Below are 22,241 nucleotides of genomic sequence, written 5' to 3'. Positions count from 1 at the left end.
GACCATCCCCGGGGCGGCTTTTCCGCATTCTGGACGGCACCGCCTCGGGTTCTGCCACGGGCAGATCCGCTGCCGGCGAACAGGGGTGCCCTTCGCCGGCCGGCGCCGGCACCCTGGAGCGCATGAGACTGCTGGTGCTGGGCGGTACGGGCTTCGTGGGCGGGGCCACCGTCGCCGAGGCGGTGCGCCGCGGCTGGTCGGTGACGGTGTTCAACCGGGGGATGCACGGCACGGTGCCGTCCGGCGTACACCGGTTGCGGGGTGACCGGACCGCTGCGGACGGCCTGGCGGCGCTGGCCGGCGGCGAGTGGGACGTCGCTGTGGACACCTGGGACGGTGCGCCTCGGGCCGCAGGCGACGCCGCCCGCGCCCTGGTCGACGCGGTCGGCCACTACGTGTACGTGTCCAGCGGCTCGGTCTACACCGACCACGCCGCAGCCGGGTTGCATGAGGACTCCCCGGTGGTGGACGCCGACCCGGGCTCCGTCGACGGCGACTACCCGCAGCTCAAGGCCGGTGCCGAGCGCGCCGTGCGGGAGGTGTTCGATCGGCGTGCGCTGGTCGCCCGGGCCGGCCTGATCCTGGGCCCGGGCGAGGACATCGGCCGGTTGCCCTGGTGGCTACGGCGCATCGAGCGGGGCGGCGACGTGCTCGCCCCCGCGCCGGCCGACCTGCCGGTGCAGTACGTCGACGTCCGAGACCTGGCGGGGTGGGTGCTCGACGCGGGCGCCCGGCGGGTGGGCGGCACGTTCAACACGGTCGGCCCTCCGGCCCAGACCACGATGGGCGAGCTGCTCGACGCGTGCGTGGCCGCCACCGGCGCGGACGCCCGGCTGCGCTGGACCGATCCGGCGTCGATCCTCGCCGCCGGGGTGCAGCCGTGGAGCGACCTGCCGATCTGGCTGCCGCGCGGCCACCCGTACCGGGGGTTGCTGGAGCAGGACGTGACCCGGGCACTGGCCGCCGGGTTGACCTGCCGCCCGGTGACCGAAACCGTCGAGGACACCTGGCGCTGGCTGCGCGAGGTCGGTGCGGTTCCGCCGCGCGCCGGACGACCGCAGCGCAGCTCGATCGGGCTGGACCCGACAGTGGAGGCCGCCGTGCTCGCCGCCTGACCGACGCCGCCGTCGGCCGAAGCGGCACGTCGTGATCAACGTTCGCGGACCACGGCGACCGGGCAGTTGGCGTGTTGGATGAGCTGTTGGCTGACCGAGCCGAGCAACATGCCGGCCAGCCCGCCCCGGCCCCGGCTGCCGACCACTACCAGCCGCGCGTCCCGACTCGCCTCGATCAGCATCGCCGACGGGCTTGTCGACTCCAGGTCGACGGTCACCGCCAGCTCGGGGAACGTTCGCCGCCACGGCTCCAGCGCCTGTTCGACGGCGGCCCGCTCGTCGGGCACCCCGGCGGCCCCGCCGGGGCCCGGTGTCCAGGCGTGCAGGACGCGCAGCGGAAGTTGCCGCTGCGCCGCCCGTTCGGCAGCGAAGCCGAGCGCCACCAGTGACGGTTCCGAGCCGTCCACCCCGACCGCGATGGGACCGCTCGACGTGCCGGCGCCGTCCCGGACCACCACGACCGGGCAGTGGGCGTGCGCGGCGACCGAGACCGCCGTCGACCCGGCCAGCAGGCCGCCGAAGCCGCCGTGACCCCGGCTGCCCAGCACCAGCATCCCGGCCTCCGCCGAGCGTTCCTGCAACACCAGCGCGGGCGGCCCGTCGTACACCTCGCCGGTGATCCGCAGCCCGGGGTTCGCCGCGGTGGCGTCCGCAGCGGCGCTGCGGACCAGGTCCTCGACCTGCCGGCGGGCGGTGTCGTCCGGCCACACGCCGGGGGCCACGCCCGGGCCGACCCAACTGGCCACTGTCAGCCATTCGAAGACGTACGCCAGCCGCACCGGCTGGCCGCTGTGCCGCGCCTCCTCCACTGCCCAGTTCAGGGCCACCGAGGCGTCGGTGGAGCCGTCGTAGCCGACAAGGATCTCCGCGTCGCGCACGTCGTCCTCCTTCAGGGGGCGGTCGGGTCGGTTTCGCGGACCCAGCGCCATTCGGCGACCTGGGGGTCGTCCTCGCCGTACTCGCGGGTGTAGTCGCGGGCCGCCTGTCGGGCGTCGACCATCCGTTGGCGCAGGTGCGCGGCGCTGGCGGCCAGCCCGGGCACCCGGTCGATGACGTCGATGACCAGGTGGAAGCGGTCCAGGTCGTTGAGCATCACCATGTCGAACGGAGTGGTGGTGGTGCCCTCCTCCTTGTAACCGCGCACGTGCAGGTTCTCGTGGTTGGTGCGGCGGTAGGTGAGTCGGTGGATCAGCCACGGATAACCGTGGTACGCGAAGATGATCGGCCGGTCCTGGGTGAAGATGGTGTCGAACTCGTTGTCGGTCAGGCCGTGTGGGTGCTCGGTGTCCGGCTGGAGTCGCATCAGGTCGACCACGTTGACCAGGCGTACCTTCAACGCCGGCAGGTTCTGGCGCAGCAGCTCGACGGCGGCCAACGTCTCCAGTGTGGGGACGTCTCCGCAGCAGGCGAGCACCACGTCCGGTTCGGTGCCGCCGTCGTTGCTGGCCCATTCCCAGATGCCCAGGCCACGGCGGGTGTGCTGGATCGCCTCGGTCATCGTCAGCCAGTTCGGTGCGGCCTGCTTACCGGCCACCACCACGTTGATGTAGTGCCGGCTGCGCAGGCAGTGGTCCATCGTGGCGAGCAGCGTGTTGGCGTCCGGCGGCAGATAGACCCGCACCACCTCGGCCTTCTTGTTGACGACGTGGTCGATGAAGCCCGGGTCCTGGTGGGAGAAGCCGTTGTGGTCCTGCCGCCAGACGTGGCTGGAGAGCAGGTAGTTCAGCGAGGCGATCGGTTGTCGCCAGGGGATGGCCCGCGTCACCTTCAGCCACTTGGCGTGCTGGTTGAGCATCGAGTCGACGATGTGGATGAACGCCTCGTAGCTGGTGAACACGCCGTGCCGGCCGGTCAGCAGGTAGCCCTCCAGCCAGCCCTGGCACAGGTGCTCGGAGAGCACCTCCATGACCCGCCCGTCGGGGGAGAGGTGGTCGTCGCCGGGCACTGTGGCGGCCACCCAGGCCCGGTCGGTCACCTCGAACGCCGCACCCAGTCGGTTGGACGCGACCTCGTCCGGGCCGAACAGCCGGAACGTCTCCGGGTTGGCGCTGATGACGTCGCGGATCCAGGGGCCGAGCACCCCTGTCGCGCCGGCGATCGGCGTACCCGGTTCGGGAACCTCCACGCCGTAGTCGCGGAAGTCCGGCAGGGTCAGGTCGCGCAGCACCACTCCGCCGTTGGTGACCGGGTTGGCGCTCATCCGCCGGTCACCGCGCGGCGGCAGCGTCAGCAGCTCCTCCACCGGCGCGCCGGTCGCGTCGAACAGCTCCTCCGGCCGGTAGCTGCGCAGCCAGCGCTCCAGCTCGGCCCGGTGCGCCGGGTTGTCGCGTACGCCCGACAGGGGCACCTGGTGGGCGCGGTAGGTGCCCTCCACCTGGGTGCCGTCGACCTCACGCGGGCCGGTCCAGCCCTTCGGCGTCCGCAGAATGATCATCGGCCAGCGGGGGCGTTCGACGACGCCTCCGGAGCGGGCCCGCCGCTGGATCTCGGCGATCTCGCCCAGCACGCGGTCCAGCGTCGCGGCGAGGGTCCGGTGCACCCGGTCGGGCTCGTCACCGGCCACCACGTACGGCTGGTAGCCGGATCCGCGCATGAGGTCGAGCAGGTCGGTCTCGGGGATCCGGGACAGCACTGTCGGGTTGGCGATCTTGTAGCCGTTGAGGTGCAGGATGGGCAGCACCGCGCCGTCGCGCGCCGGGTTGAGGAACACGTCGGAGAGCCAACTGCCGGCCAGTGGCCCGGTCTCCGCCTCGCCGTCGCCGATCACGCAGGCCACCAGCAGGTCCGGGTGGTCGAACGCGGCGCCGTAGGCGTGGCTCAACGCGTACCCGAGCTCGCCGCCCTCGTGGATCGAACCCGGCACGTCCGCCGCGACATGGCTGGGGATGCCGCCTGGGAAGGAGAACTGGCGGAAGAGCCGGGACATCCCGGCCTCGTCGCGGGCCACGTCGTGGTAGCGCTCCGACCAGGTGCCCTCCAGCCAGGTGTTTGCCACGATGGCCGGCCCGCCGTGACCGGGGCCGGTGACCAGCATGGCGTCGAGGTCGCGCGCCACGATCACCCGGTTGAGGTGGGCGTAGATCAGGTTGAGGCCGGGGCTGGTGCCCCAGTGCCCGAGCAGGCGGGGTTTGATGTCGTCGGGGGTCAGCGGCTCGCGCAGCAGCGGATTGTCGAGCAGGTAGATCTGGCCGACGGTGAGGTAGTTCGCGGCGCGCCAGTAGGCGTCCAACCGGCGCAGCTCGTCGTCGGTGAGGGCGCGGTGCACGTCGAGAGCGGTCTCCATCATGCTGCCTCTCGCGGGTAGGAGTGGGGCGTCCGGCGTCCAGCCTGGCCGCTGCGCACGCCCCGGGTCAGGGCCGTTGGTCCCGCTCCGGGCGGGCGCCGGGCCCGGTCAGCGGCGCCTCGGCCAGGCCGCGGACGACGACCACCGGGGCCGGGGAGTGGTAGAGCAGGGACTGGGCGACAGCGCCCAGCATGGCCCGCCCCGGTTCGTCGCCGCGGGCGGCGACCAGCGCCACCTGCGCGCTGCGGGAGGTGTCGATCAGCACCTCGGCGGGGTCGCCGCGTACCACGCGACACTCGGTCGGCACCGTGTTGTCGCGGCCGGTGTGCCGGGCCAGTGCCTCGGTGAGCTGCTCGGCGACCGCGTCGGTGTCCTCGTCGTACTCGACCACCCGCAGCGCCAGCAGTCGGGCGCCCCGGCGGGCCGCGCACTGCACGGCCCACTGGAGGGCGAGGTGTGAGCTGGGGGAGCCGTCCACGCCCACCAGCACCGGGCCCTGCGGCGGCGGCTCACGCCGGACCACCAACAGGGGGCAGCCGGCGCGTGCGGCCAACTGCACGGCTGTGGTCTCGGCCGGAACGCACTGGCCGCTGCCGGCCATGCCGCTGTCGCCGACGGCCAGCAGGAAGGTGCCCTCCGAGCGGCGGATGAGGGTGGGCAGCATGGCGCTCTCGACGATCTCCCCGCGGACGGTCAGCCCTGGCTCGGTCTGGTGGGCGAGTTGGGCGGCCCGGGTGATCAGGTCTTCGGCCTGGTCGCGGGGTGCGGCGACGGTGTCCGCGGCGAAGGCCGCGCGCCAGTCGAAGGTGTGCAGCAGGTGCAGTGGCCGGCCGTGTCCGGCGGCCTCCTGCGCGGCCTGTTCGACGACCGGAAGGTCGAGTTCCGACCCGAGGCCGACCAGCACCGCTGCGTCGGCGGGTACGGCCATCCGATATCACCTCCCGGGCGTCGCGCCCGGCACGACCAAGCTGTCCCTGACCGAGGGTAGTCGGATGAGTACGGTGGCGGGTCCGATCCGCTGTGGCCGCCGATCGTCAACCAGGGTTGACACGGCAGGGGCTGTCAACGTATGTTGACGGCATGAGTCAGGCGACAGAACTCGCGGCGGCAGCCGGCAGCACCGACCCCCGGGTCGGGCTGCGCGCCGTCCGCGCGCTACGCCGGCTCCTCGAGCGGCTCGAGGTGGTCCAGGTCGACAACGCCCGACGACAGGGCTGGTCCTGGCAGGAGATCGCCGACACGCTCGAGGTCAGCCGGCAGGCAGTGCACAAGAAGCACGCCGGGCGACCGGCGGTCAACTCATCCTGGGAGGCGTGATGTTCGAACGATTCACCGACCGGGCACGCGACGTGGTGCGACGGGCGCTGGAGGAGGCGCGGGTCGAGGGCCAACGCCCGGTCGGCACCGAGCACCTGCTGCTCGCCCTGCTCGCCGACGACGCCGGGCTGGCCAGCCGGGTGCTCGCCGACGCCGGCGTACGCGCCGACGACCTGCGCGAACGCGTCCGCCGGCACACCGCCAGCGGTGGCGTCGGTCTGGGCGACGCGGACGCGGCGGCGCTACGGGAGATCGGCATCGACCTGGCCGCGATCGTGGCCCGCATCGAGCAGTCCTTCGGCCCGGACGCGCTACGGGAGGCGGTGCCGGCGCCGCGCCGCCGCTGGGGGCGTAAGCGGTACCTCGGCGGCCCGTTCTCGTCCCGCTCGAAGAAGGCGCTGGAGCTGTCCCTGCGGGAGGCCATTCGGCTGCGCCACCGCCACATCGGCACCGAACACATCCTGCTCGGGGTGCTCCGGGAGGGCAACGGGCTGGGCGCGTTGGTGCTCACCGAGTCCGGGGTCGACCTCGACGATCTGCGCCGGCGGGTGGAGCTCGCACTGCGGGCGGCGGCCTGACGGGTGGGGCCGGGTTGAAACCTGTCTGTGGCACTTCCGACGCGCGCCGGTCACCGGGTCGCTGAAGCCGTCCGGGTGCTGCACACTGGCGCCGTGGATGCTGGACAGGACAGGCGGCCCTCGGGCGGCGACGGCGGGTTGCGCTCCGCGGTGGTGGTCAATCCGGTCAAGGTCGACGATCTCGACGAGTTGCGCCGTACCGTCGACGACGCCCTGACCGCGGCCGGCTGGCCCGCGCCGCAGTGGTACGAGACGACAGTCGACGACCCGGGTCGCGGCCAGACCGAGCAGGCCGTCAAGGCCGGCGTCGACCTGGTCTTCGCCTGCGGGGGCGACGGCACAGTGATGTCCTGCGTCAGCGGGTTGGTCGGCACGGACGTGGCACTCGCCGTGCTGCCGCAGGGCACCGGCAACCTGCTCGCCGCCAACCTGGGGCTCTCCACCGACCTGGCCGCCGGGTTGCAGGTCGCCGTCGAACGCGGCCGGCGGCTGCTCGACGTCGGCGCTGTCGAGGACAAGTACTTCACAGTGATGGCCGGCATGGGCTTCGACGCCCAGATGCTCGAAGCCACCAACGAGACCACCAAGGCCCGCATCGGCTGGCCGGCGTACGTGATGGGTGCCGCCCGCCACCTACGGGACCGGCCGATGCGGGTGAAGATCCGCATCGACGACCGGCCTCCGTTGCGCCGCCGGGCCCGTTCGGTCCTGATCGCCAACGTCGGCCGACTGCAGGGCGGCGTGACCCTGCTGACCGAGGCCGAGCCGGACGACGGCTGGCTCGACGTCGCCGTGCTCACCCCGCGCAACCTGCGACACTGGCTCGCCCTCGGCTGGGCGGTGATCCGCCGCAGCGGCCAGGTGCCGCAGCTCGAGATCTTCCGGGGCCGGCGGGTGGTGGTCACCAGCAACCGGGCGCAACCTCGGGAGTTGGACGGCGACCTGATCTCCCCGGGTCGGCAGTTGCGGGCGGAGGTCCGACCGCAGGCGCTCTGGCTCTGCGTCCCCCAGCCCGAGGACGCCCCCGACCTGGCCGTCGACGCGCAAGGTGCCGGGGAGCGGGGCGAGCAGCTGATCGAGGAAGCCCGCAGTGAGTAGTACCCGCATCGTGCCGGAGACCCGGCTGATGGCCGACGAGGAGCTGTCCGCCGACGACGCCTGGCACACACTGCGCGGGCAGGGCGGCTGGCACCTGCTGCGGGACGCGTTCATCCGGTTCCGCTACGGCGACGGGTTCAGCCACTCCCGGGCCTTCGCGCTGCAACTCTGCCTCGCCGTGGTGCCGTTCCTGATCGCCCTCACCGGCCTGATCAGCGAGCTGGGCGTCGAGGAGGGCGGCCAGGTGGTCGCCGACACCGTCCTGGCGCTCACCCCCGGCCAGAGCGCGCAGATGGTCGGCGAGCTGCTCGGCGAGGGCGAACGCGTCGAGGACGCCGGGGAGTTGGCGCTCACCCTCGGTCTGCTCACCGGCCTCTTCGCGCTCACCACCACGATGGCTCAGATCGAGCGGGGCGCCAACCGCATCTACGGCGTCGAGCGGGACCGCCCGGCGCTGCGCAAGTACCTGCGGGCCGCCGTGCTGGCCGTCACCGCCGGTCTGCCCGCGCTCGCCGGCTTCCTGATCCTGGTCGGCGGCGGCGCGATCGGCGACTCGGTCCGCGAACACTACGAGTGGGGTGCGGTCGCCAACGGCATCTGGGACGTGATCCGCTTCCCGCTGAGTCTCGGGCTGACAGTCGTCGCCGTGGCCGTGCTGTTCCGGCACGCGCCGCGCCGCAACCAGCCCGGCCTGTCCTGGCTGTTGTTCGGCGCCGGCATCGCCACGGCGCTGTGGTGGCTGGCCAGCCTGCTGCTCGCCGCGTACGTGCGGTTCAGTGACGGTTTCGGGCAGACCTACGGCGCCCTGACCGGCATGATGGCGCTGCTGCTCTGGGCCAACCTGACCGGGATGGCGCTCTTCGGCGGGCTGTCCTTCGCCGCCCAACTGGAGGCGCTGCGCATCGGTGCGCGGGAGCCCGCCCAACCGGATCTGTGGGAGCCCGACCCGGACCGCGCCGAGCTGTACGACACCGGGGACATGTCGGCGCTCTAGCGGCACCGGCGTGTACGACGGACGCGGATCGGGTAAAGCGCCTCGCCAGAGGCGACAAGGGAGGTGCGGGGTGACCGCGGTCAAAGAGGTGGCGCAGCGTCCGATCGGTCATTTCGCCGAACGGAGCATTGCCGGTCTGGTGGCCGTCACCGGTGCCGGGGTGGCCTTCGGGCTGCTGTTGTTGCTCGTCCGGGTGCAGTGGAGCCCGTTGCAGGATGTCGACCACGGGCTCGCCGAGTGGTTCAACGGGCTCGTCGCCCCGCACCACGCGCTGGTCACAGTGCTCCAGGCGGTGACGGACCTGGGCGGCCGGCCGATCCTCATCTGGCTGGTCACCATCGCCGTGGTCGGGCTGCTGATCCGGCGGCAGCCCCGACTCGCCGTCTACCTGATCATCACGGGGGTCGGTGGCCTGATCCTCGACCCGTCACTGAAGACGCTCGTCGGCCGGCTCCGCCCGGTAGTGGACGTGCCGATCGCCAGCGCGCCCGGCAACAGCTTCCCGAGCGGGCACGCGCTCGGCTCGTTCGTCGCGTACGGAGCGCTGCTGCTGGTGTTCCTGCCGGCGATGGCGCCCCGCTGGCGCAAGCCGGCCATCGTCGGCGTCGGTGTGCTGGTGGCACTGGTCGGGCTGACCCGGATCGCGCTGGGCGTGCACTTCGTCTCCGACGTGCTGGCGGCCTGGCTGCTCGGGGCCGCCTGGCTGGGCGTCACCGCGTACGCCTTCCGACTGTGGCGGCGGGAGCGGGGGCGGCCGGTCCCGCCGCTGACCGAGGGCCTGGAGCCGGAGGCGGGGCACGACATCGCCCCCGCCCCGGCCGAGGAACACGTGCTCGCTCATCCCCGCTCGGCGGTGGCCGAGCTGCTGGTCGGCTGGGTGATCGTGTTCGGGGCGCTGTACGGCTTCGGCACGTACGTCAGCTACCACGCCAAGGGCACCTTCTTCGACACCCTCGACACCCAGGTGCCGCAGTGGTTCGCCGAGCGGCACACCGAGGTGCTGACCGACGTCAGCTGGTGGTGGAGCAAGTTCGGTGACACCCATGCCATCCTGCTGATCTCGCTGGTGTTCTGCCCGCTGGTGCTGGCGGTGTGGCGGCGCTGGCGCCCGGTGCTCTTCGTGGCGCTGGCGATGGTGGGGGAGTTGACCCTCTTCCTCGCGTCGGCCCGCGCGATCGACCGGCCGCGTCCGCCGGTGGAGAACCTGGACGGGCAGATGCCCACCTCGTCGTTCCCGTCCGGGCACATCGCGGCGACGATCTGCGTCTGGCTGGCGATCACCCTCGTCGTGTTCCCGCGTACCGACCGGTGGTGGCGTTGGATCTTCGTGGCGCTGGCGGTGCTCATGCCGGTCGGGGTGGCCACCTCCCGGATGTACCGGGGGATGCACCACCCGACCGACTTCATGGGCGCGATCCTGCTCTCCGCGCTCTGGATCGGCTTGCTCTACCTGGTGATCCGCCCCAACGAGGACCTGAAGGAAGGCAACCGACCGGCCATCGAGTCGGAGGACGTGGACACCCTCGACGACGAGCTGGCGCGGGCCGGCCGAGCCGACTAGGCGCCGCCGTCGTGCTGCGGGTGATGACCTGGAACATCCGCACCGGCGGCCGGGATCGCGGCGGCCTCGACCGGCTGGATCAGGTGGTCCAGGTCGTCGACGAGCAGGCACCGGACGTGCTGGCCCTGCAGGAGTTGCGCGGCTTCGACCGGGACGGGCTGATGGCCGGCGTGGCGGGCCAGGTGGGGATGATTCCCCACCTGGCCCGGTCCTGCTTCGGACAGCCGGTGGCGGTGCTGGTCCGGCCGCCGTACCGGGTCGTCGACGCGGGGTCGGTGCGTCGTCCGTTCCACCACGCCGCCGCCCGCGTCGTGGTGGCCACATCGGCCGGCCCGTTCACGGTGCTGGGCACCCACCTCTACCCGTACTCCGGGGGTCGGCGGCGGATGGAGGTCGACTGGTTGGTCGCCGCGATGCGCCGCGACCGGGGGAAGCTGACGTTGGTCACCGGTGACCTCAACTCGCTCGACCCGACCGTCGACCACACGGCCCGGCTGGCCGGCATGCCCACCCTCTACCGGCGGCGGCACCTGCGTCGCTCCGGTGGCGCCGTGGACACCCGCGCTGTCGCCCGGCTGCTCGCGGCCGGCCTCGTCGACCTCTGGCCGTCGGGCAACGTCGACGCACCGGAGGCCGCAGGCCACACCGTGCCGACCCGGCTCGGCGGGGCCGAGTTCGCCGGGATGCGGCTTGACTACCTGCTCGGCAGCCCGGCGGTGGCGCAGCGCACGCACGACTGTCGGGTGATCCGCGACGGCGTAGCGGCCACCGCCTCCGACCACTATCCGCTGCTCGCCACGCTGGAGTTGTCTCCCGGCTGACGCCACCCGCCGGTTCGCGCTGCCGGCGCCACCCAGGGCGTGGCGCGGGCCGATTACCGTGCCACAGTGACCGACCACCGCACCCTCCGCTCGCCGCTGCCCGGTCCGCCCACCGATCACCGGGCCGCGCCGACGAGGGCACGACCGGCTGGCGGCCCGCCGGCCTCGGACACGGCGCAGCCGGCCGCCGTCGCGCCTCCGCTCGTCGCGGCCGTCGCGCGTGGTGTGGCGCTGGTCGTCGTGCTGCCGGTACGCCTGCTCTGGGAGCTGGTCGTGGCTGCCGGCCGACTGCTGCACCGGTACCTGCTCCGCCCGGCCGGCCGGTTCCTGCGTCGCTGGCTGTTGGCCCCGCTGGCCTGGCTGCTGCACCGGCTGGTCTGGCTTCCGCTGGTCTGGTGCGTCCGGCATCTGCTGTGGCTTCCACTGGTGTGGGTAGTGCGCACGGTGATCTGGCCCGCGCTGGTCTGGTTGACCCGTCATGGGCTGCGTCCGACCCTCGTGGTCCTGGGGCGCGTGCTGGTCTGGCTGGCCACGTACCTGCTCCTGTGGCCGCTGTACTGGTTGGGCGCTGTGCTCACGCCCGTCGGTCGGCTGGTGGTCGCCGCGGTGGTCGGTGCGTGGCGGACGGCCGGTCGGGTGCTGCGACTGCTCCACCGACTGCTGCTGCGCCCGCTCGGGCGAGGCTTGCGCTGGCTGTGGCGGCACACCGTCGCGCCCGCGGCCCGCTGGGCCCGCGGTTCGGTGCTCGACCCGGCCCGGCTGGCCGTCCGGGAGGTGCTCAACGCCCTGGGCCTGCGCCGTTGACGGGTGCGGGCTCAGAGCACCAGATTCAGCAGGACGGTCAGCACCACCGAGGCCACGATCGAGAAGAGGATCATCAGGAGGCAGCCGAGGCCCCCGCCGAGCGGGCGGATCTCCGTGTTGCCGAAGCGCATGACGTTCACCTGTCCGTGAGTGCGGGTTGAGGGGCGAGCAGGTGCCGGATCGCGTCCGCGACGGCAGTCGGGGCTGTCGTGACCACGTTGTGAGCGGCGCCGGGAACGACCACCAGCGCCGCATCCGGCACCAGTCGCGTCGCCTCGTCCCGCCACCGTTGCGGCACGACCGGATCGCGGTCGCCGGTGAGGACGACGGTCGGCGCGCCGACCCGGACGAGGTCCGCCTCGATGGCGTTGCGCACCGAGTGCGACAGGGTGGCGAGGACCCGCCAGGGCCGGGCGTTCCACACGTCCCGCGCCAGGATCGGGGCCTGTAGCGGCGCCTCGCGCAGGCTGTCCACCAGCCAACGACCGAACTGGTCCCGTCGGGACCGGGCCGCCGGGTCGCTGGTAGGCCCGGCCAACACCAGCGCGCGTACCGCGTCGGGGTGGGTCGCGGCGACCGCGGCGGCCACCTCAGCGCCGAACGAGTGCCCCAGCAGGCAGACCGGCGGCACCTGGTACGCGGCCAGCCAGGCGGCCAGGTGGTCGGCGTGCCGGCGAACGTCGTACGCGCCCCGGGGGTGTTCGGTGAGCCCGAAGCCGGGCAGGTCCGGCACGTACACCTGATGGGTGGCGGCGAGCGCGACGGCCAGCGGGGTGAGATACCGGTGCGAGACCGCCAGGCCGTGCACGAGCACCACTGGCGGCGCGCCGGTCCCCGGGTCGGCGCTGCGGCGGGTGTGGGTGCGCAGTCCGTCGACGACCCGCCACTCGCTGGTCAGCCCGCCGGCCGCCCGGGGCGCGGCCATGGCGAGCCGTAGCTCGGCCGGCCCGAACCGGCCGACGGCGTCGCGGCGGGTCGACCCGGGCGGCCGGGGTGCCGCACCTCGGTTCACAGCTCGCGCAGCCGGGGCAGCAGTTGCTCCTGCGCCCAGTCCAGGAACATCGGCTGGCTCTCCCCGCCCACCTGGATGATCGCCACGTGGGTGAAGCCGGCGTCGACGAACTTGCGGAACGCCTCGACGTGCGCGTCCACGTCCGGGCCGCAGGAGATGCCCTCGGCGACATCCTCCTCCCGGACGAACTGGGTGGCGGCAGCGAAGGACTCCGGGCCGGGCAGGTCGGCGTTGACCTTCCAACCCATTCCGAACCAGCGGAACTGGTCGTGCACGATCTTGCGGCACTCCGCCTCGTCGGGGCCGTAGCAGATGGCCACCTGGCCGTAGCGGGGTTGGCCGGCGCCGCCGGCGTCGTCGTACATCTCGATGATGTGCCGGTCGGGTTCGGTGGAGATGAGGCCGTTGCCGTACTCGGCGGCCAGCGTCGCGGACTGTCGACCGGACGCGGCGATGGCCATCGGGACCGGCCGTTCCGGGCGGTCCCAGACGTAGGCGTCGGGCACGTCGAAGTGGTTGCCGGAGAAGGTCAGCGTCTCCCCGTTGAGCAACGGCCGGATGATCTGCAACGCCTCCTCGAACATCTCGTGCCGCTGCTGGACGTGCGGCCAGCCGCCGACCACGTGCTCGTTCAGGTTCTCCCCGGCGCCCAGGCCGAGGGTGAAACGGCCGTCCGAGAGCGCCCCGATGGTGCTGGCCTTCTGCGCGACCACGGCCGGGTGGTAGCGGCGGATCGGGCAGGTCACGAAGGACATCAGCTCCGCGCGGGAGGTGGCGTGGGCGACCGCGCCGAGCACGGACCAGGCGTACGGGGAGTGGCCCTGGGAGTCCAGCCAGGGGTAGTAGTGGTCGGACGTCACCAGTTGGTCGAAACCAGCCGCCTCGGCGCGTACCGCATGGTCCACCAGCTGCTTGGGCCCGGCCTGCTCGCTCATCAGGGTGTAGCCGACGCTGACCATCCTGGTATCCCCTCTCGCTGACGGATCGTTCCCGGGATACCCCGGTGCACGGCGGTCAACCCTCCCGTCCGGTTCGGCTGCCGCAGTGCTTGTGCTTGACGGATCCCGGCCGCCTGCCTACCGTCGCTCTTAACCGGTTAAGAGCCGGGTGTGGCGCACATCCTGTGGTGGGGATGACCGCCCCGTGACGGCCTGCGTTCGCGTGGGCCGTTGCGGCTGTCCGGGCTGCGGGCCCGTCAACTGAACCGGTTGCGAGGACCAGTCCATCGTCCTACGCTGATGCCTGCGCCGGGAGCCGGGCGCGGCTGCCGGGCTGCAGCCGCCTTCCCCTGTCACGTCCCCACCCCTGTCGGGCATCGGGGGTCCTCCCTGAGGAAGGCCATGAAGACTCGACTCTCCGCCGCCGGCGCGACACTGCTCGCGTTGCTCGTCACAGTGCTGGCGTTCGGCCAGCCGGCACACGCCGCGGCTGGTTTCTCCGTCGCTGACGGCAAGTTGTACGACGCCAACGGCACCGAATTCGTCATGCGCGGCGTCAACCACGCGCACACCTGGTACCCGCAGCAGACCAGCTCCTTCGCCGACGTCAAGGCGCTCGGCGCGAACACCGTGCGGGTGGTGCTCTCCAGCGGCGACCGGTGGACCCGCAACACCAACGCCGACGTCGCCAACGTCATCTCGCTCTGCAAGGCCAACCGCCTGATCTGCGTGCTGGAGGTGCACGACACCACCGGGTACGGCGAGCAGAGCGGCGCGATCACCCTCGACCGCGCCGTCGACTACTGGCTCAGCCTCGCCGACGTCCTCGCCGGCCAGGAGAGGTACGTCATCGTCAACATCGGCAACGAGCCGTACGGCAACCAGAACTACGCCTCGTGGGCCACCGACAACGCCAATGCGATCAAGCGCCTGCGGGCCGGCGGGTTGACCCACACGATCATGGTGGACGCGCCGAACTGGGGGCAGGACTGGTCGTTCACCATGCGCGACAACGCCGCGTCGGTCTTCGCCGCCGACCCGGCCCGCAACACCGTGTTCTCCATCCACATGTACGGGGTGTTCGACACCGCCGCGGAGATCAGCGACTACCTGGGCCGGTTCCGCACCGCCGGGCTGCCCATCGTGGTCGGTGAGTTCGGCTTCAACCACTCCGACGGCAACCCGGACGAGGACGCCATCCTCGCGTACAGCCAGGCCAACGGGATCGGCTGGCTGGGCTGGTCGTGGAGCGGCAACGGCGGCGGCGTCGAGTATCTCGACCTGGCCACCAACTTCAATCCGGCGAGCCTGACCGACTGGGGTCAGCGCCTCTTCAACGGAGTCAACGGCATCCGGCAGACCGCCCGCGAGGCCAGCGTCTTCGGCGGCACCCCACCCCCGACGACGCCTCCGCCGACCACCCCACCCCCGACGACGCCCCCGCCGACGACGCCCCCGCCGAACGGTGCCTGCACGGCGACGTACACGGTGACCAACCAGTGGCAGGGCGGCTTCCAGGGTGAGGTACGGGTGACCGCCGGCGCGAGGGCGATCACCGGTTGGACCGCCGGATGGGCCTTCGCCAACGGCCAGCGCGTCACCCAGTCCTGGAATGTGGCCCTCACCAGCAGCGGAACCACTGTGACAGCCCGCAACACGGACTACAACGGACGGCTGGCCGCCGGGGCCAGCGCCAGCTTCGGCTTCCTCGGCAGTTGGACCGGCACCAACAGCCCGCCGGTGGTGAGCTGCACGGCGAGCTGACCGTCGGACCGGTGGCCGGGTCCGCGCCGGACCCGGCCACCGGAAACCGTACTGGTCAGTGCTCCCCGGCCAGGTTCACGATGACCACCCCGGCGACGATCAGTGCGATGCCGGTGAGCTTGGCGAGCCCCACCGACTCACCCAGGAACACCGCCCCGATCGCCACGATGGCCGCGGTGCCCAGACCCGACCAGAGGGCGTACGCCACCCCCACCGGTATCTCCTTGACGGCTTGGGCCAGCAGGAGGAACGCCAGCGCGTATCCGCCGAGGCACGCCACCGTAGGCCAGAGCCGACTGAACCCGGCGGTGCTCTTGATCAGGCTGGTCGCCACCACCTCGGCGATGATGGCGATCCCCAGCAGCACGTACGCCATGCGTCCCCTCAGCCCTTCGTGGTCGATGAGCCCGTCGCCAGCCAGGCTAGTGCCAGCAATGTCACCGCCCGCCCGACCTGTCGACGTCCGGCCGACCCGCGGACGTCCGGCCGATCCGTGGGCAGCCGGCGACTCCTTCGCGTGGCGTCCGTGCGGCCCGTGGAGTGGCGTCCGTGCGGCCTCGACATCTGTCACAGAACACCTTTGGAGCTGATGTCACAAACGAATCGGTTGTGGCGACGGAGCAGGCTTCGGCACCGAATTAGACCCATTGACGAAACAGACCTCGCCAACGGATTGACCCGGTGCCCGGTGCCCGGTGCCGCGCAGCGCGGTGCAGGCGCGGTTGAGTCCGCTGCCCTGCGCCCTGCGCCCGGCGCCCTGCGCCCTGCGCCCGGCGCCCGGCGCCCTGCGCCCGGCGCCCTGCGCCCTGCGCCCTGCGCCCAGCCCGGTGGATGAATCGTTTACGGCATCAGCTCCAAAGCCAGCCCGGCACACCCCACCAACCCAGCACCCGCCCGCGCCGCTGTTGCGGGCCGCGCCGCTGTTGCGGGCCGCGCCGCTGTTGCGGGCCGCGCCGCTGTTGCGGGCCGCGCCGCTGTTGCGGGCCGCGCCGCCGCTGCCGGGCCGCGCCGCTGTTCCTCGCGCTGTCGCCCCCGGGCGAGAGGCTCGCAGGGTAGATCTTGGACACTTTCCGTTCCGCGCTGACGGAAAGTGTCCAAGATTGCCCGCTGCGGCGGGTGAAGCTGCCGGGGGTCGCGCCGCGGGGAACCAGTTGATCTCTGTCGTCACGGGAGATCTACGGACTGGGCGGCCAGCCGGGCAGCTCGCATGGTCAGGTAGAGCTGTTCGGGTCGGCTGCTCGTGCGGGCGGCGGCGATCCGATAGTCGACGATCGCCTGGGCCTCGTCACCGGCCATCTCGTGCAGGTGGGCGCGGGCGGCGGCCAGCCGGTGGTGTCCGGCCAACTGCGGGTCGTGGGTCAACGCGTCGAGGGCGGCCAGGCCGGCGGCCGGTCCGTGGACCATGGCCGTCGCCACGGCCCGGTTGAGGGCCACCACCGGGCTGCCGGCCAAGCGTTCCAGCACCTCGTACAGCGCCAGGATCTGCGGCCAGTCGGTCTGCTCGGTGCTCGACGCCTCGTCGTGCAGGGCGGCGATGGCGGCCTGCACCTGGTACGGACCGACCGGCCCGCGCGGCAGGGCCCGGGTGACCAGTGCGACGCCCTCGGCGATCGCCGTCGCGTCCCAGCGGCTGCGGTCCTGATCGGCCAGTGAGATCAGCTCGCCGGAGGGTCCGGTCCGCGCCGGGCCGCGTGCCTCGGTGAGGAGCATCAACGCCAGCAGCCCGGCCGATTCGCTGTCGTTCGGCAGCAGCGTGTGCAGCGCGCGGGTCAGCCGGATCGCCTCCGCCGCGAGGTCGACGCGGCGCAGGTCCGGGCCGGTGGTGCTGGTGTGCCCCTCGGTGAAGACCAGGTAGAGCACCTGTCGTACGGCGACCAACCGGTCCGCCCGCTCCGCCGGCTCGGGCATCCGGAACGGCAGCCCGGATGCCCGGATGCGCTGCTTTGCCCGGCTGATCCGTTGCGCCATCGTCGCCTCGGGCACCAGGAACGCGCGGGCGATCTCGGCGGTGCTCAACCCACCGACGGCCCGCAGTGTCAGCGCCACCGCCGACGTCGGCGCGAGCGCCGGATGGCAGCAGAGGAAGAGCAGGACCAGCGTGTCGTCCCGCTCGGCGGTCAACTCCTCGTCCGGGGCCGGCGTGTACCGCTGGTCGTCCGGATCCCGGCGGGCGACCAGGTCCTCCCGGCGGCGTCGGGCCTGCTCACCGCGGACCAGCTCGATCATCCGCCGGTAGCCGACCTGGATCAGCCAGCCACGGGGGTTCGCCGGTAGCCCCTCGGTCGGCCACTGGGTGGCGGCGGCCAGCAGCGCCTCCTGCACCGCGTCCTCCGCAGTGGCGAAGTCACCGAAGCGGCGGCTCAGCACGCCGAGGACCTGCGGCGCCAACTCGCGCAGCAGGTCCTCGATGCGGGGATCGGTGTTCAGCCCTCACAGCTCCTGTGACGGGGCGGACATCACCGGGTGCACCTCGATCGGCATGTTCAGCGGCCGGCCGCCGGGGCCGGGCGCCGTGGAGATGTGCGCGGCCAGCTCCACGGCCCGCTGCGGGCTCTCGCAGTCGACGATCCAGAAGCCCGCCAGGAACTCCTTCGTCTCGGCGAACGGTCCCTCGGTGACTACCGGCGCCCCACTCTCACCGGCGCGGACGATCCGGGCCTGCTGCGGGCCGCCGAGACCCTGCGCGTCGACCCACTCGCCGGCGGCGGTGAGCTTGGCGTTGACCTCGCCCATGAAGGCGATGTGCGCCCGGACCTCGTCCTGGGTCCACGTGTCGATGCTCGGGAAGTCGGTCCCGGTGGCGCTGAACTGCATCAGCAGCATGTACTTCATGGTTGGCTCCTCATGCCTGCGCACCGTCGTCGGTGCTCTCACAGTGAGGTAGAAGCAGGCCCCGCCGTTCTCGACACCCCGGCCGAAGATTCTCCAAAATCTTTTCAGTCGACGGCGTCGACCTCCAGCACCAGGCTCTGCTCCGGGTGCAGGGCGGGCAGTTGCACACCCACCCGGGCCAGCGCCGCCCCGCTGAGGGTGAGACCACCCGCCAGCCAGGTGGGCGGGGACAGGTCGATGCTCGCCGGGGCCGGCACGCCCGACACCTGTCGTACCCGGTACCGCCGGCCCGGGTCGAGGCCGGGCAGTCGCACCGCGCCGGGCACCTGCGTCACCGAGGTGGTCAGCCGGGCCACCGCGTACACCGCTCGGTTGTTGTCGTGATCGATCACGCCGTGCGCCCAGACGGCCGGGTCCGGGTGATCGACCCGGACCACCCGACCAGCGTGCAGCAGCGGGCGCAGCCGCTTGTGCAGCGCCACCCAGGCGGCCAGCTCGGTCTGCTCGGCGGCGCTGATCGACGCGATGTCCCACTCGATGCCGTGGTGGCCGAAGAGCGCTGTCGCCGCCCGGAAACCCAGGTCGTGTACGCGGTTGGTGGTGTGCGAGCGTTCCGGGCCGACGTGGGTGCCGATCAGCTCCGGTGGTAGCAGCAGCCCCGTCCAGCGCTGGATGCTGAGCCGCTCCAGGGCGTCGTTGCAGTCGCTGGCCCAGACCCGGTCGGTGCGCGCCAGGATGGCCAGGTCCACCCGGGCCCCGCCGGACGAGCAGCTCTCGATCTCCACGCCCGGGTGCCGATCGCGCAACTCGTCGAAGAGCCGGTAGACCGCCATTGTCTGCCCGTGCACCCCGGGGCGGCCATGGTGCCCGGCCTCGGTGAGGTCGCGGTTCTGGTCCCACTTGAGGTACCGGATGCCGGGGTGGTCGGTGAGCAGCGTGTCGAGACGTTCCAGCACGTGGTCGTACGCCTCGGGGCGGCCCAGGTCGAGCACCTGCTGGTGACGCCAGGCCGGCGGTAGCCGCCCCGGTACGGCGAGCACCCAGTCGGGGTGCGCGCGGAACAGGTCCGAGTCGGGGTTCACCATCTCCGGCTCGACCCAGAGGCCGAACTGGAGGCCCCGGCCGGTGACGTGCTCGATCAGCGGTTGCAGGCCGTCCGGCCAGACACCCTCGTCGACGTACCAGTCGCCGAGCCCGGCGGTGTCGTCGCGCCGGCCGCGGAACCAGCCGTCGTCGAGCACGAACCGCTCCACGCCGATCTGCGCGGCCCGGTCGGCGAGCGCCCGCAGCCGGTCCAGGTCGTGGTCGAAGTAGACCGCCTCCCAGACGTTGAGGGTCACCGGGCGGGGGGAGCGCGGGTGCCCGGGGCGGGCCCGGAGGTGGGTGTGCAGCACGTCGCTGAGCCCGTCCAGCCCGGCGTCGGACCAGACCGCGTAGAGCAGGGGAGTCTCGTACGACTCGCCGGGGCCGAGCCGGACCTCGCCGGGGGCCAGCAGCTCGCCGCCACCGAGGGTGGATTCGCCGGTGGGTCGACGTTCGGCGAACGTGACGTGATCGCCGCTCCAGGCGGTGTGCACCGCCCAGACCTCGCCGTGGCCGAAACCGAACCCGGTGGTGCCGGCCACCAGCAGCAGCGTGGCGTCGTGCCCGGTACGGCCGTGCCGGCCCTCGCGGACCCAGGCGCCGTGCTGCCACGGGTGCCGCTGCGGGGATCGTTCCCGACACCATCGGCCGGTCAGGTCGAGCAGCTCGGTGGCGACCGCCGGCACCGGCAGCACCGGCGTCAGCTCCCGCAGCTCGTACGCGCTGTCGCCGTCGTTGCGCAGCCGGTGCCGAACGGTCAGCAGGCCGTACGGGTCGAGCGTGATCTCGATGGTCACCGTCAGCCCGGCGGCCAGGTCCGACGCCCGCACTGTCACCCGCGCCGGTCCGTCGGCGGGCTGGTCGACGTCGAGACCGTCCAGCCGGAAGGAGGTGGACCAGTCGGCCCCGTCGCGGTGCCCGGCCAGGCCCGGCCGTCCACTCCAGCCGGCGCTCGCCTCCGGCAGCACTGACAACACTGTCGGCTCGTCGAAGCTGCTCGGCACCACCGGCGGCACTGTCGCGTCGGTGAGCTGGCGCAGGCCGTCGTCGTCGAGGTCGCCGACGTCGCCGCCCCAGTGCACGACCCGGGGCAGCCCCGGGCCGCGCGCGTCGAGCACCAGGCTGGTCCGCGCGCGGCGCAGGTGCAGGATCGTCATCCTTTGGAGGCTCCCAAGGTCAGGCCCCGAACGAAGTGCCGCTGGAGCATAAAGAAGATCACCAGGGTGGGGATCGCGACGAGCACGCTGCCCGCCGAGACCAGGTTGTTGTCGGTGAAGAACTCACCGCGCAGGTTGTTGAGCGAGCTGGTCACCGGGAACTTGTCGCCGGTACGCATGAGGACGGTGGCCCAGAAGAACTCGTTGTAGATCCAGGTCACCTCCAGCGTCGCCAGCGCGGCCAGGGCCGGCCGGCACAGCGGCATGGTGACCTGCCAGTACTGCCGCCAGATGCTCGCCCCGTCGACCATCGCCGCCTCGTACAGGTCACGGGGCAGCGCCTTCATGTAGTTGCTGAGCACGAAGACACAGAAACCGCACTGGAAGGCCACGTTGATCAGGATCAGGCCCCAGTAGCTGTCGTAGAGCAGCTCCGAGTCACTCATGAACTCCGGCAGCGGCACCTCGGTGAAGAGCCGGAACAGCGGGATGAGCAGCGCCTGCTGGGGCAGCAGGTTGGCCGCTGTGAAGATCCCGAGCAGGACGAGGTTGAGCTTCCAACTGAACCGGGCGATGACGAACGCCACGCAGGAGGCGAGGAAGAGGGTCAGCAGCACCGCCGGCACTGTGATGTACACCGAGTTGAGGAAGTGTTGCCCGAACTCCGCCGTCTTCCACGCCGTGACGTAGTTGTCGAAGGTCCAGCCGCCGAACGAGACGTAGCCGTTCGCGGCGGTGTAGTCGTACGAGCGCAGCGAGGTCAGCACCGCCCAGGCGATCGGGAAGAGCCAGGCCAGTGAGACGACGATGAGAAAGCCGTGCAGCAGGATCCGTAACGGGGTCAGCTTGCGGCGGCGCTGCGGCGCGTCGGCCCCGCCCTCGGTACGCCGGGTGACGGTCGCGGTGCTCATTCCCGGTTCTCCCTCATCACGGTCGCCAGGTAGATGGTGATGAAGACCAGCGAGACGACCAGCATGATCGTTGCCAGTGCCGAGCCGAAGCCGATCCGGCTCGCCTCACCCACCACGTTCTGGGTGACCAGCGCGGAGATCAGCTCCAACCCGTTGCGGCCCTTGTTGACCACCCAGACCAGGTCGAACGCGCGCAGCGACTCGATCACGGTCACCACCAGCACGATGATGTTGATGGGCCGCATGACCGGGAACACGACCCGGAAGAACGTCCGGCTCTCCGAGGCGCCGTCGACCGCCGCGGCCTCGCGCAGCGACGGATCGACGCCCTTCAGACCGGCCAGGTAGAGCAGCATGATGTACCCGACGTGTCGCCACCCGGAGGCGACCATCACCGCCCAGATGTTGACGTTCGAGTCGCCGTACCAGTCGATGCTGCTGCCGAAGACGGCGTTGATCAGCCCCTGGTCCCGCGAGTAGAGCAGCTGCCAGACGAAGCCGATCAGCGCCAGCGAGAGCACCACTGGCAGGTAGAGCGCGGTCTGGTAGAAGCGGCTGCCGCGCAACTCCTTGTCCAACAGGACGGCCAGGAACATGCCGAACGGGGTGGCGACCACGAACAGCGCCGCCAGCCAGAGCAGGTTGTGCTGGATCGCCGGCACGAACGGCGGGTAGATGTTCACCACGTCGCTGTAGTTGCGGGCGCCGACGAACTCGATCTCGTTGAAGGGGCCGATGCCGTCCCAGTTGGTGCCGGAGAGCAGCACTGTGGCCGCCGCCGGCAACCAGACGAACCCGGTGACGAGCAGCAGCGGGACGAGCACCATCAGCGTGATGACCACGCGGTCGGTGCGGGACAGGAGCCGTAGCCGCCGGCGACGACCACCAGTGGAGGTGGTCGTGGCCGGCGGCGGCACGGCGCGATCCGCTTGGATCAGGGGCAGGTCGGACACGATGTCCTCCCCCTTCCGCC

The 22,241-nt window shown here is 71.9% G+C and carries 20 protein-coding genes; 9 read left to right on the top strand and 11 right to left on the bottom strand.

What is annotated here, in order from left to right:
* Positions 1–122 precede the first annotated feature (122 nt).
* On the top strand, positions 123–1,115 hold the full coding sequence (locus tag OG598_RS18275) for an NAD-dependent epimerase/dehydratase family protein (protein WP_328650306.1): 993 nt from the start codon (positions 123–125) through the stop codon (positions 1,113–1,115).
* A gap of 35 nt (positions 1,116–1,150) precedes the next feature.
* Here OG598_RS18275 and OG598_RS18270 read toward each other — a convergent pair whose 3' ends face one another.
* From OG598_RS18270 to OG598_RS18260, 3 genes are all read right to left on the bottom strand, one after another.
* The gene (locus OG598_RS18270; RefSeq protein ID WP_442931314.1) at positions 1,151–2,044 is read right to left on the bottom strand and encodes a universal stress protein; all 894 of its coding nucleotides are present in this window, start codon (positions 2,042–2,044) and stop codon (positions 1,151–1,153) included.
* The gene (locus OG598_RS18265) at positions 2,005–4,398 is read right to left on the bottom strand and encodes a phosphoketolase family protein (protein WP_328655364.1); all 2,394 of its coding nucleotides are present in this window, start codon (positions 4,396–4,398) and stop codon (positions 2,005–2,007) included. The genes OG598_RS18270 and OG598_RS18265 overlap by 40 nt, the downstream gene beginning before the upstream one ends.
* A 67-nt stretch (positions 4,399–4,465) precedes the next feature.
* A complete protein-coding gene (locus OG598_RS18260) occupies positions 4,466–5,326 on the bottom strand; it encodes a universal stress protein (RefSeq protein WP_328650304.1) in 861 nt (286 codons plus the stop codon).
* A 152-nt stretch (positions 5,327–5,478) separates the two neighbouring features.
* On the opposite strand from OG598_RS18260, the gene OG598_RS18255 reads away from it, so the two are divergent.
* The 7 genes from OG598_RS18255 (at position 5,479) to OG598_RS18225 (ending at position 11,571) form a co-directional block, all read left to right on the top strand.
* A complete protein-coding gene (locus tag OG598_RS18255; RefSeq protein ID WP_030336062.1) occupies positions 5,479–5,715 on the top strand; it encodes an HTH domain-containing protein in 237 nt (78 codons plus the stop codon).
* A complete protein-coding gene (locus OG598_RS18250) occupies positions 5,715–6,293 on the top strand; it encodes a Clp protease N-terminal domain-containing protein (RefSeq protein ID WP_328650303.1) in 579 nt (192 codons plus the stop codon). Before OG598_RS18255 ends, OG598_RS18250 begins: the two co-directional genes overlap by 1 nt.
* Before the next feature lie 93 nt (positions 6,294–6,386).
* Positions 6,387–7,391 carry a diacylglycerol/lipid kinase family protein gene (locus OG598_RS18245; protein WP_328650302.1) on the top strand — a complete coding sequence of 335 codons (1,005 nt, stop codon included), beginning with the start codon at positions 6,387–6,389 and terminating at the stop codon, positions 7,389–7,391.
* Positions 7,384–8,385 carry a YihY/virulence factor BrkB family protein gene (locus tag OG598_RS18240; protein WP_328650301.1) on the top strand — a complete coding sequence of 334 codons (1,002 nt, stop codon included), beginning with the start codon at positions 7,384–7,386 and terminating at the stop codon, positions 8,383–8,385. Before OG598_RS18245 ends, OG598_RS18240 begins: the two co-directional genes overlap by 8 nt.
* Positions 8,386–8,455: 70 nt before the next feature.
* Entirely contained in the window at positions 8,456–9,946 is a 1,491-nt protein-coding gene (locus OG598_RS18235) for a phosphatase PAP2 family protein (protein WP_328650300.1), read from the top strand.
* A gap of 11 nt (positions 9,947–9,957) precedes the next feature.
* Entirely contained in the window at positions 9,958–10,767 is an 810-nt protein-coding gene (locus OG598_RS18230; protein WP_328650299.1) for an endonuclease/exonuclease/phosphatase family protein, read from the top strand.
* A gap of 66 nt (positions 10,768–10,833) precedes the next feature.
* A complete protein-coding gene (locus OG598_RS18225; RefSeq protein WP_328650298.1) occupies positions 10,834–11,571 on the top strand; it encodes a hypothetical protein in 738 nt (245 codons plus the stop codon).
* A gap of 136 nt (positions 11,572–11,707) precedes the next feature.
* On the opposite strand, the gene OG598_RS18220 is transcribed toward OG598_RS18225, so the two are convergent.
* Both OG598_RS18220 and OG598_RS18215 read right to left on the bottom strand, forming a co-directional pair.
* Positions 11,708–12,583 (bottom strand): alpha/beta fold hydrolase, encoded by an 876-nt coding sequence (locus OG598_RS18220; RefSeq protein ID WP_328650297.1) that lies wholly within the window; start codon positions 12,581–12,583, stop codon positions 11,708–11,710.
* On the bottom strand, positions 12,580–13,542 hold the full coding sequence (locus OG598_RS18215) for a TIGR03557 family F420-dependent LLM class oxidoreductase (protein WP_328650296.1): 963 nt from the start codon (positions 13,540–13,542) through the stop codon (positions 12,580–12,582). The genes OG598_RS18220 and OG598_RS18215 overlap by 4 nt, the downstream gene beginning before the upstream one ends.
* Before the next feature lie 381 nt (positions 13,543–13,923).
* Between OG598_RS18215 and OG598_RS18210 the strand changes: the two genes are divergently transcribed.
* Complete coding sequence (locus tag OG598_RS18210; protein ID WP_328650295.1) at positions 13,924–15,285, top strand: cellulase family glycosylhydrolase; 1,362 nt, start codon at positions 13,924–13,926, stop codon at positions 15,283–15,285.
* 55 nt (positions 15,286–15,340) lie between these two features.
* Here the strand turns inward: OG598_RS18210 and OG598_RS18205 are convergent, their stop codons facing one another.
* From OG598_RS18205 to OG598_RS18180, 6 genes are all read right to left on the bottom strand, one after another.
* A complete protein-coding gene (locus OG598_RS18205; protein WP_328650294.1) occupies positions 15,341–15,661 on the bottom strand; it encodes a DMT family transporter in 321 nt (106 codons plus the stop codon).
* Positions 15,662–16,449: 788 nt separating this feature from the next.
* Positions 16,450–17,712: an RNA polymerase sigma factor gene (locus tag OG598_RS18200; RefSeq protein ID WP_328655363.1), complete on the bottom strand. Its 1,263-nt coding sequence runs from the start codon at positions 17,710–17,712 to the stop codon at positions 16,450–16,452.
* 3 nt (positions 17,713–17,715) lie between these two features.
* Positions 17,716–18,117: a YciI family protein gene (locus OG598_RS18195; protein ID WP_328650293.1), complete on the bottom strand. Its 402-nt coding sequence runs from the start codon at positions 18,115–18,117 to the stop codon at positions 17,716–17,718.
* A gap of 104 nt (positions 18,118–18,221) precedes the next feature.
* On the bottom strand, positions 18,222–20,357 hold the full coding sequence (locus tag OG598_RS18190) for an alpha-galactosidase (protein WP_328650292.1): 2,136 nt from the start codon (positions 20,355–20,357) through the stop codon (positions 18,222–18,224).
* Positions 20,354–21,268 carry a carbohydrate ABC transporter permease gene (locus tag OG598_RS18185; protein ID WP_328650291.1) on the bottom strand — a complete coding sequence of 305 codons (915 nt, stop codon included), beginning with the start codon at positions 21,266–21,268 and terminating at the stop codon, positions 20,354–20,356. Before OG598_RS18185 ends, OG598_RS18190 begins: the two co-directional genes overlap by 4 nt.
* A complete protein-coding gene (locus tag OG598_RS18180) occupies positions 21,265–22,221 on the bottom strand; it encodes a carbohydrate ABC transporter permease (protein WP_328650290.1) in 957 nt (318 codons plus the stop codon). Before OG598_RS18180 ends, OG598_RS18185 begins: the two co-directional genes overlap by 4 nt.
* Positions 22,222–22,241: the final 20 nt, after the last annotated feature.

The sequence above is a fragment of the Micromonospora sp. NBC_00330 genome (genome assembly GCF_036136635.1).
Taxonomy (GTDB): Bacteria; Actinomycetota; Actinomycetes; order Mycobacteriales; family Micromonosporaceae; genus Micromonospora; species Micromonospora salmantinae.
The sequence above is the reverse complement of the archived record's forward strand: the minus strand, read 5'-3'. Positions and strand labels throughout refer to the sequence as shown.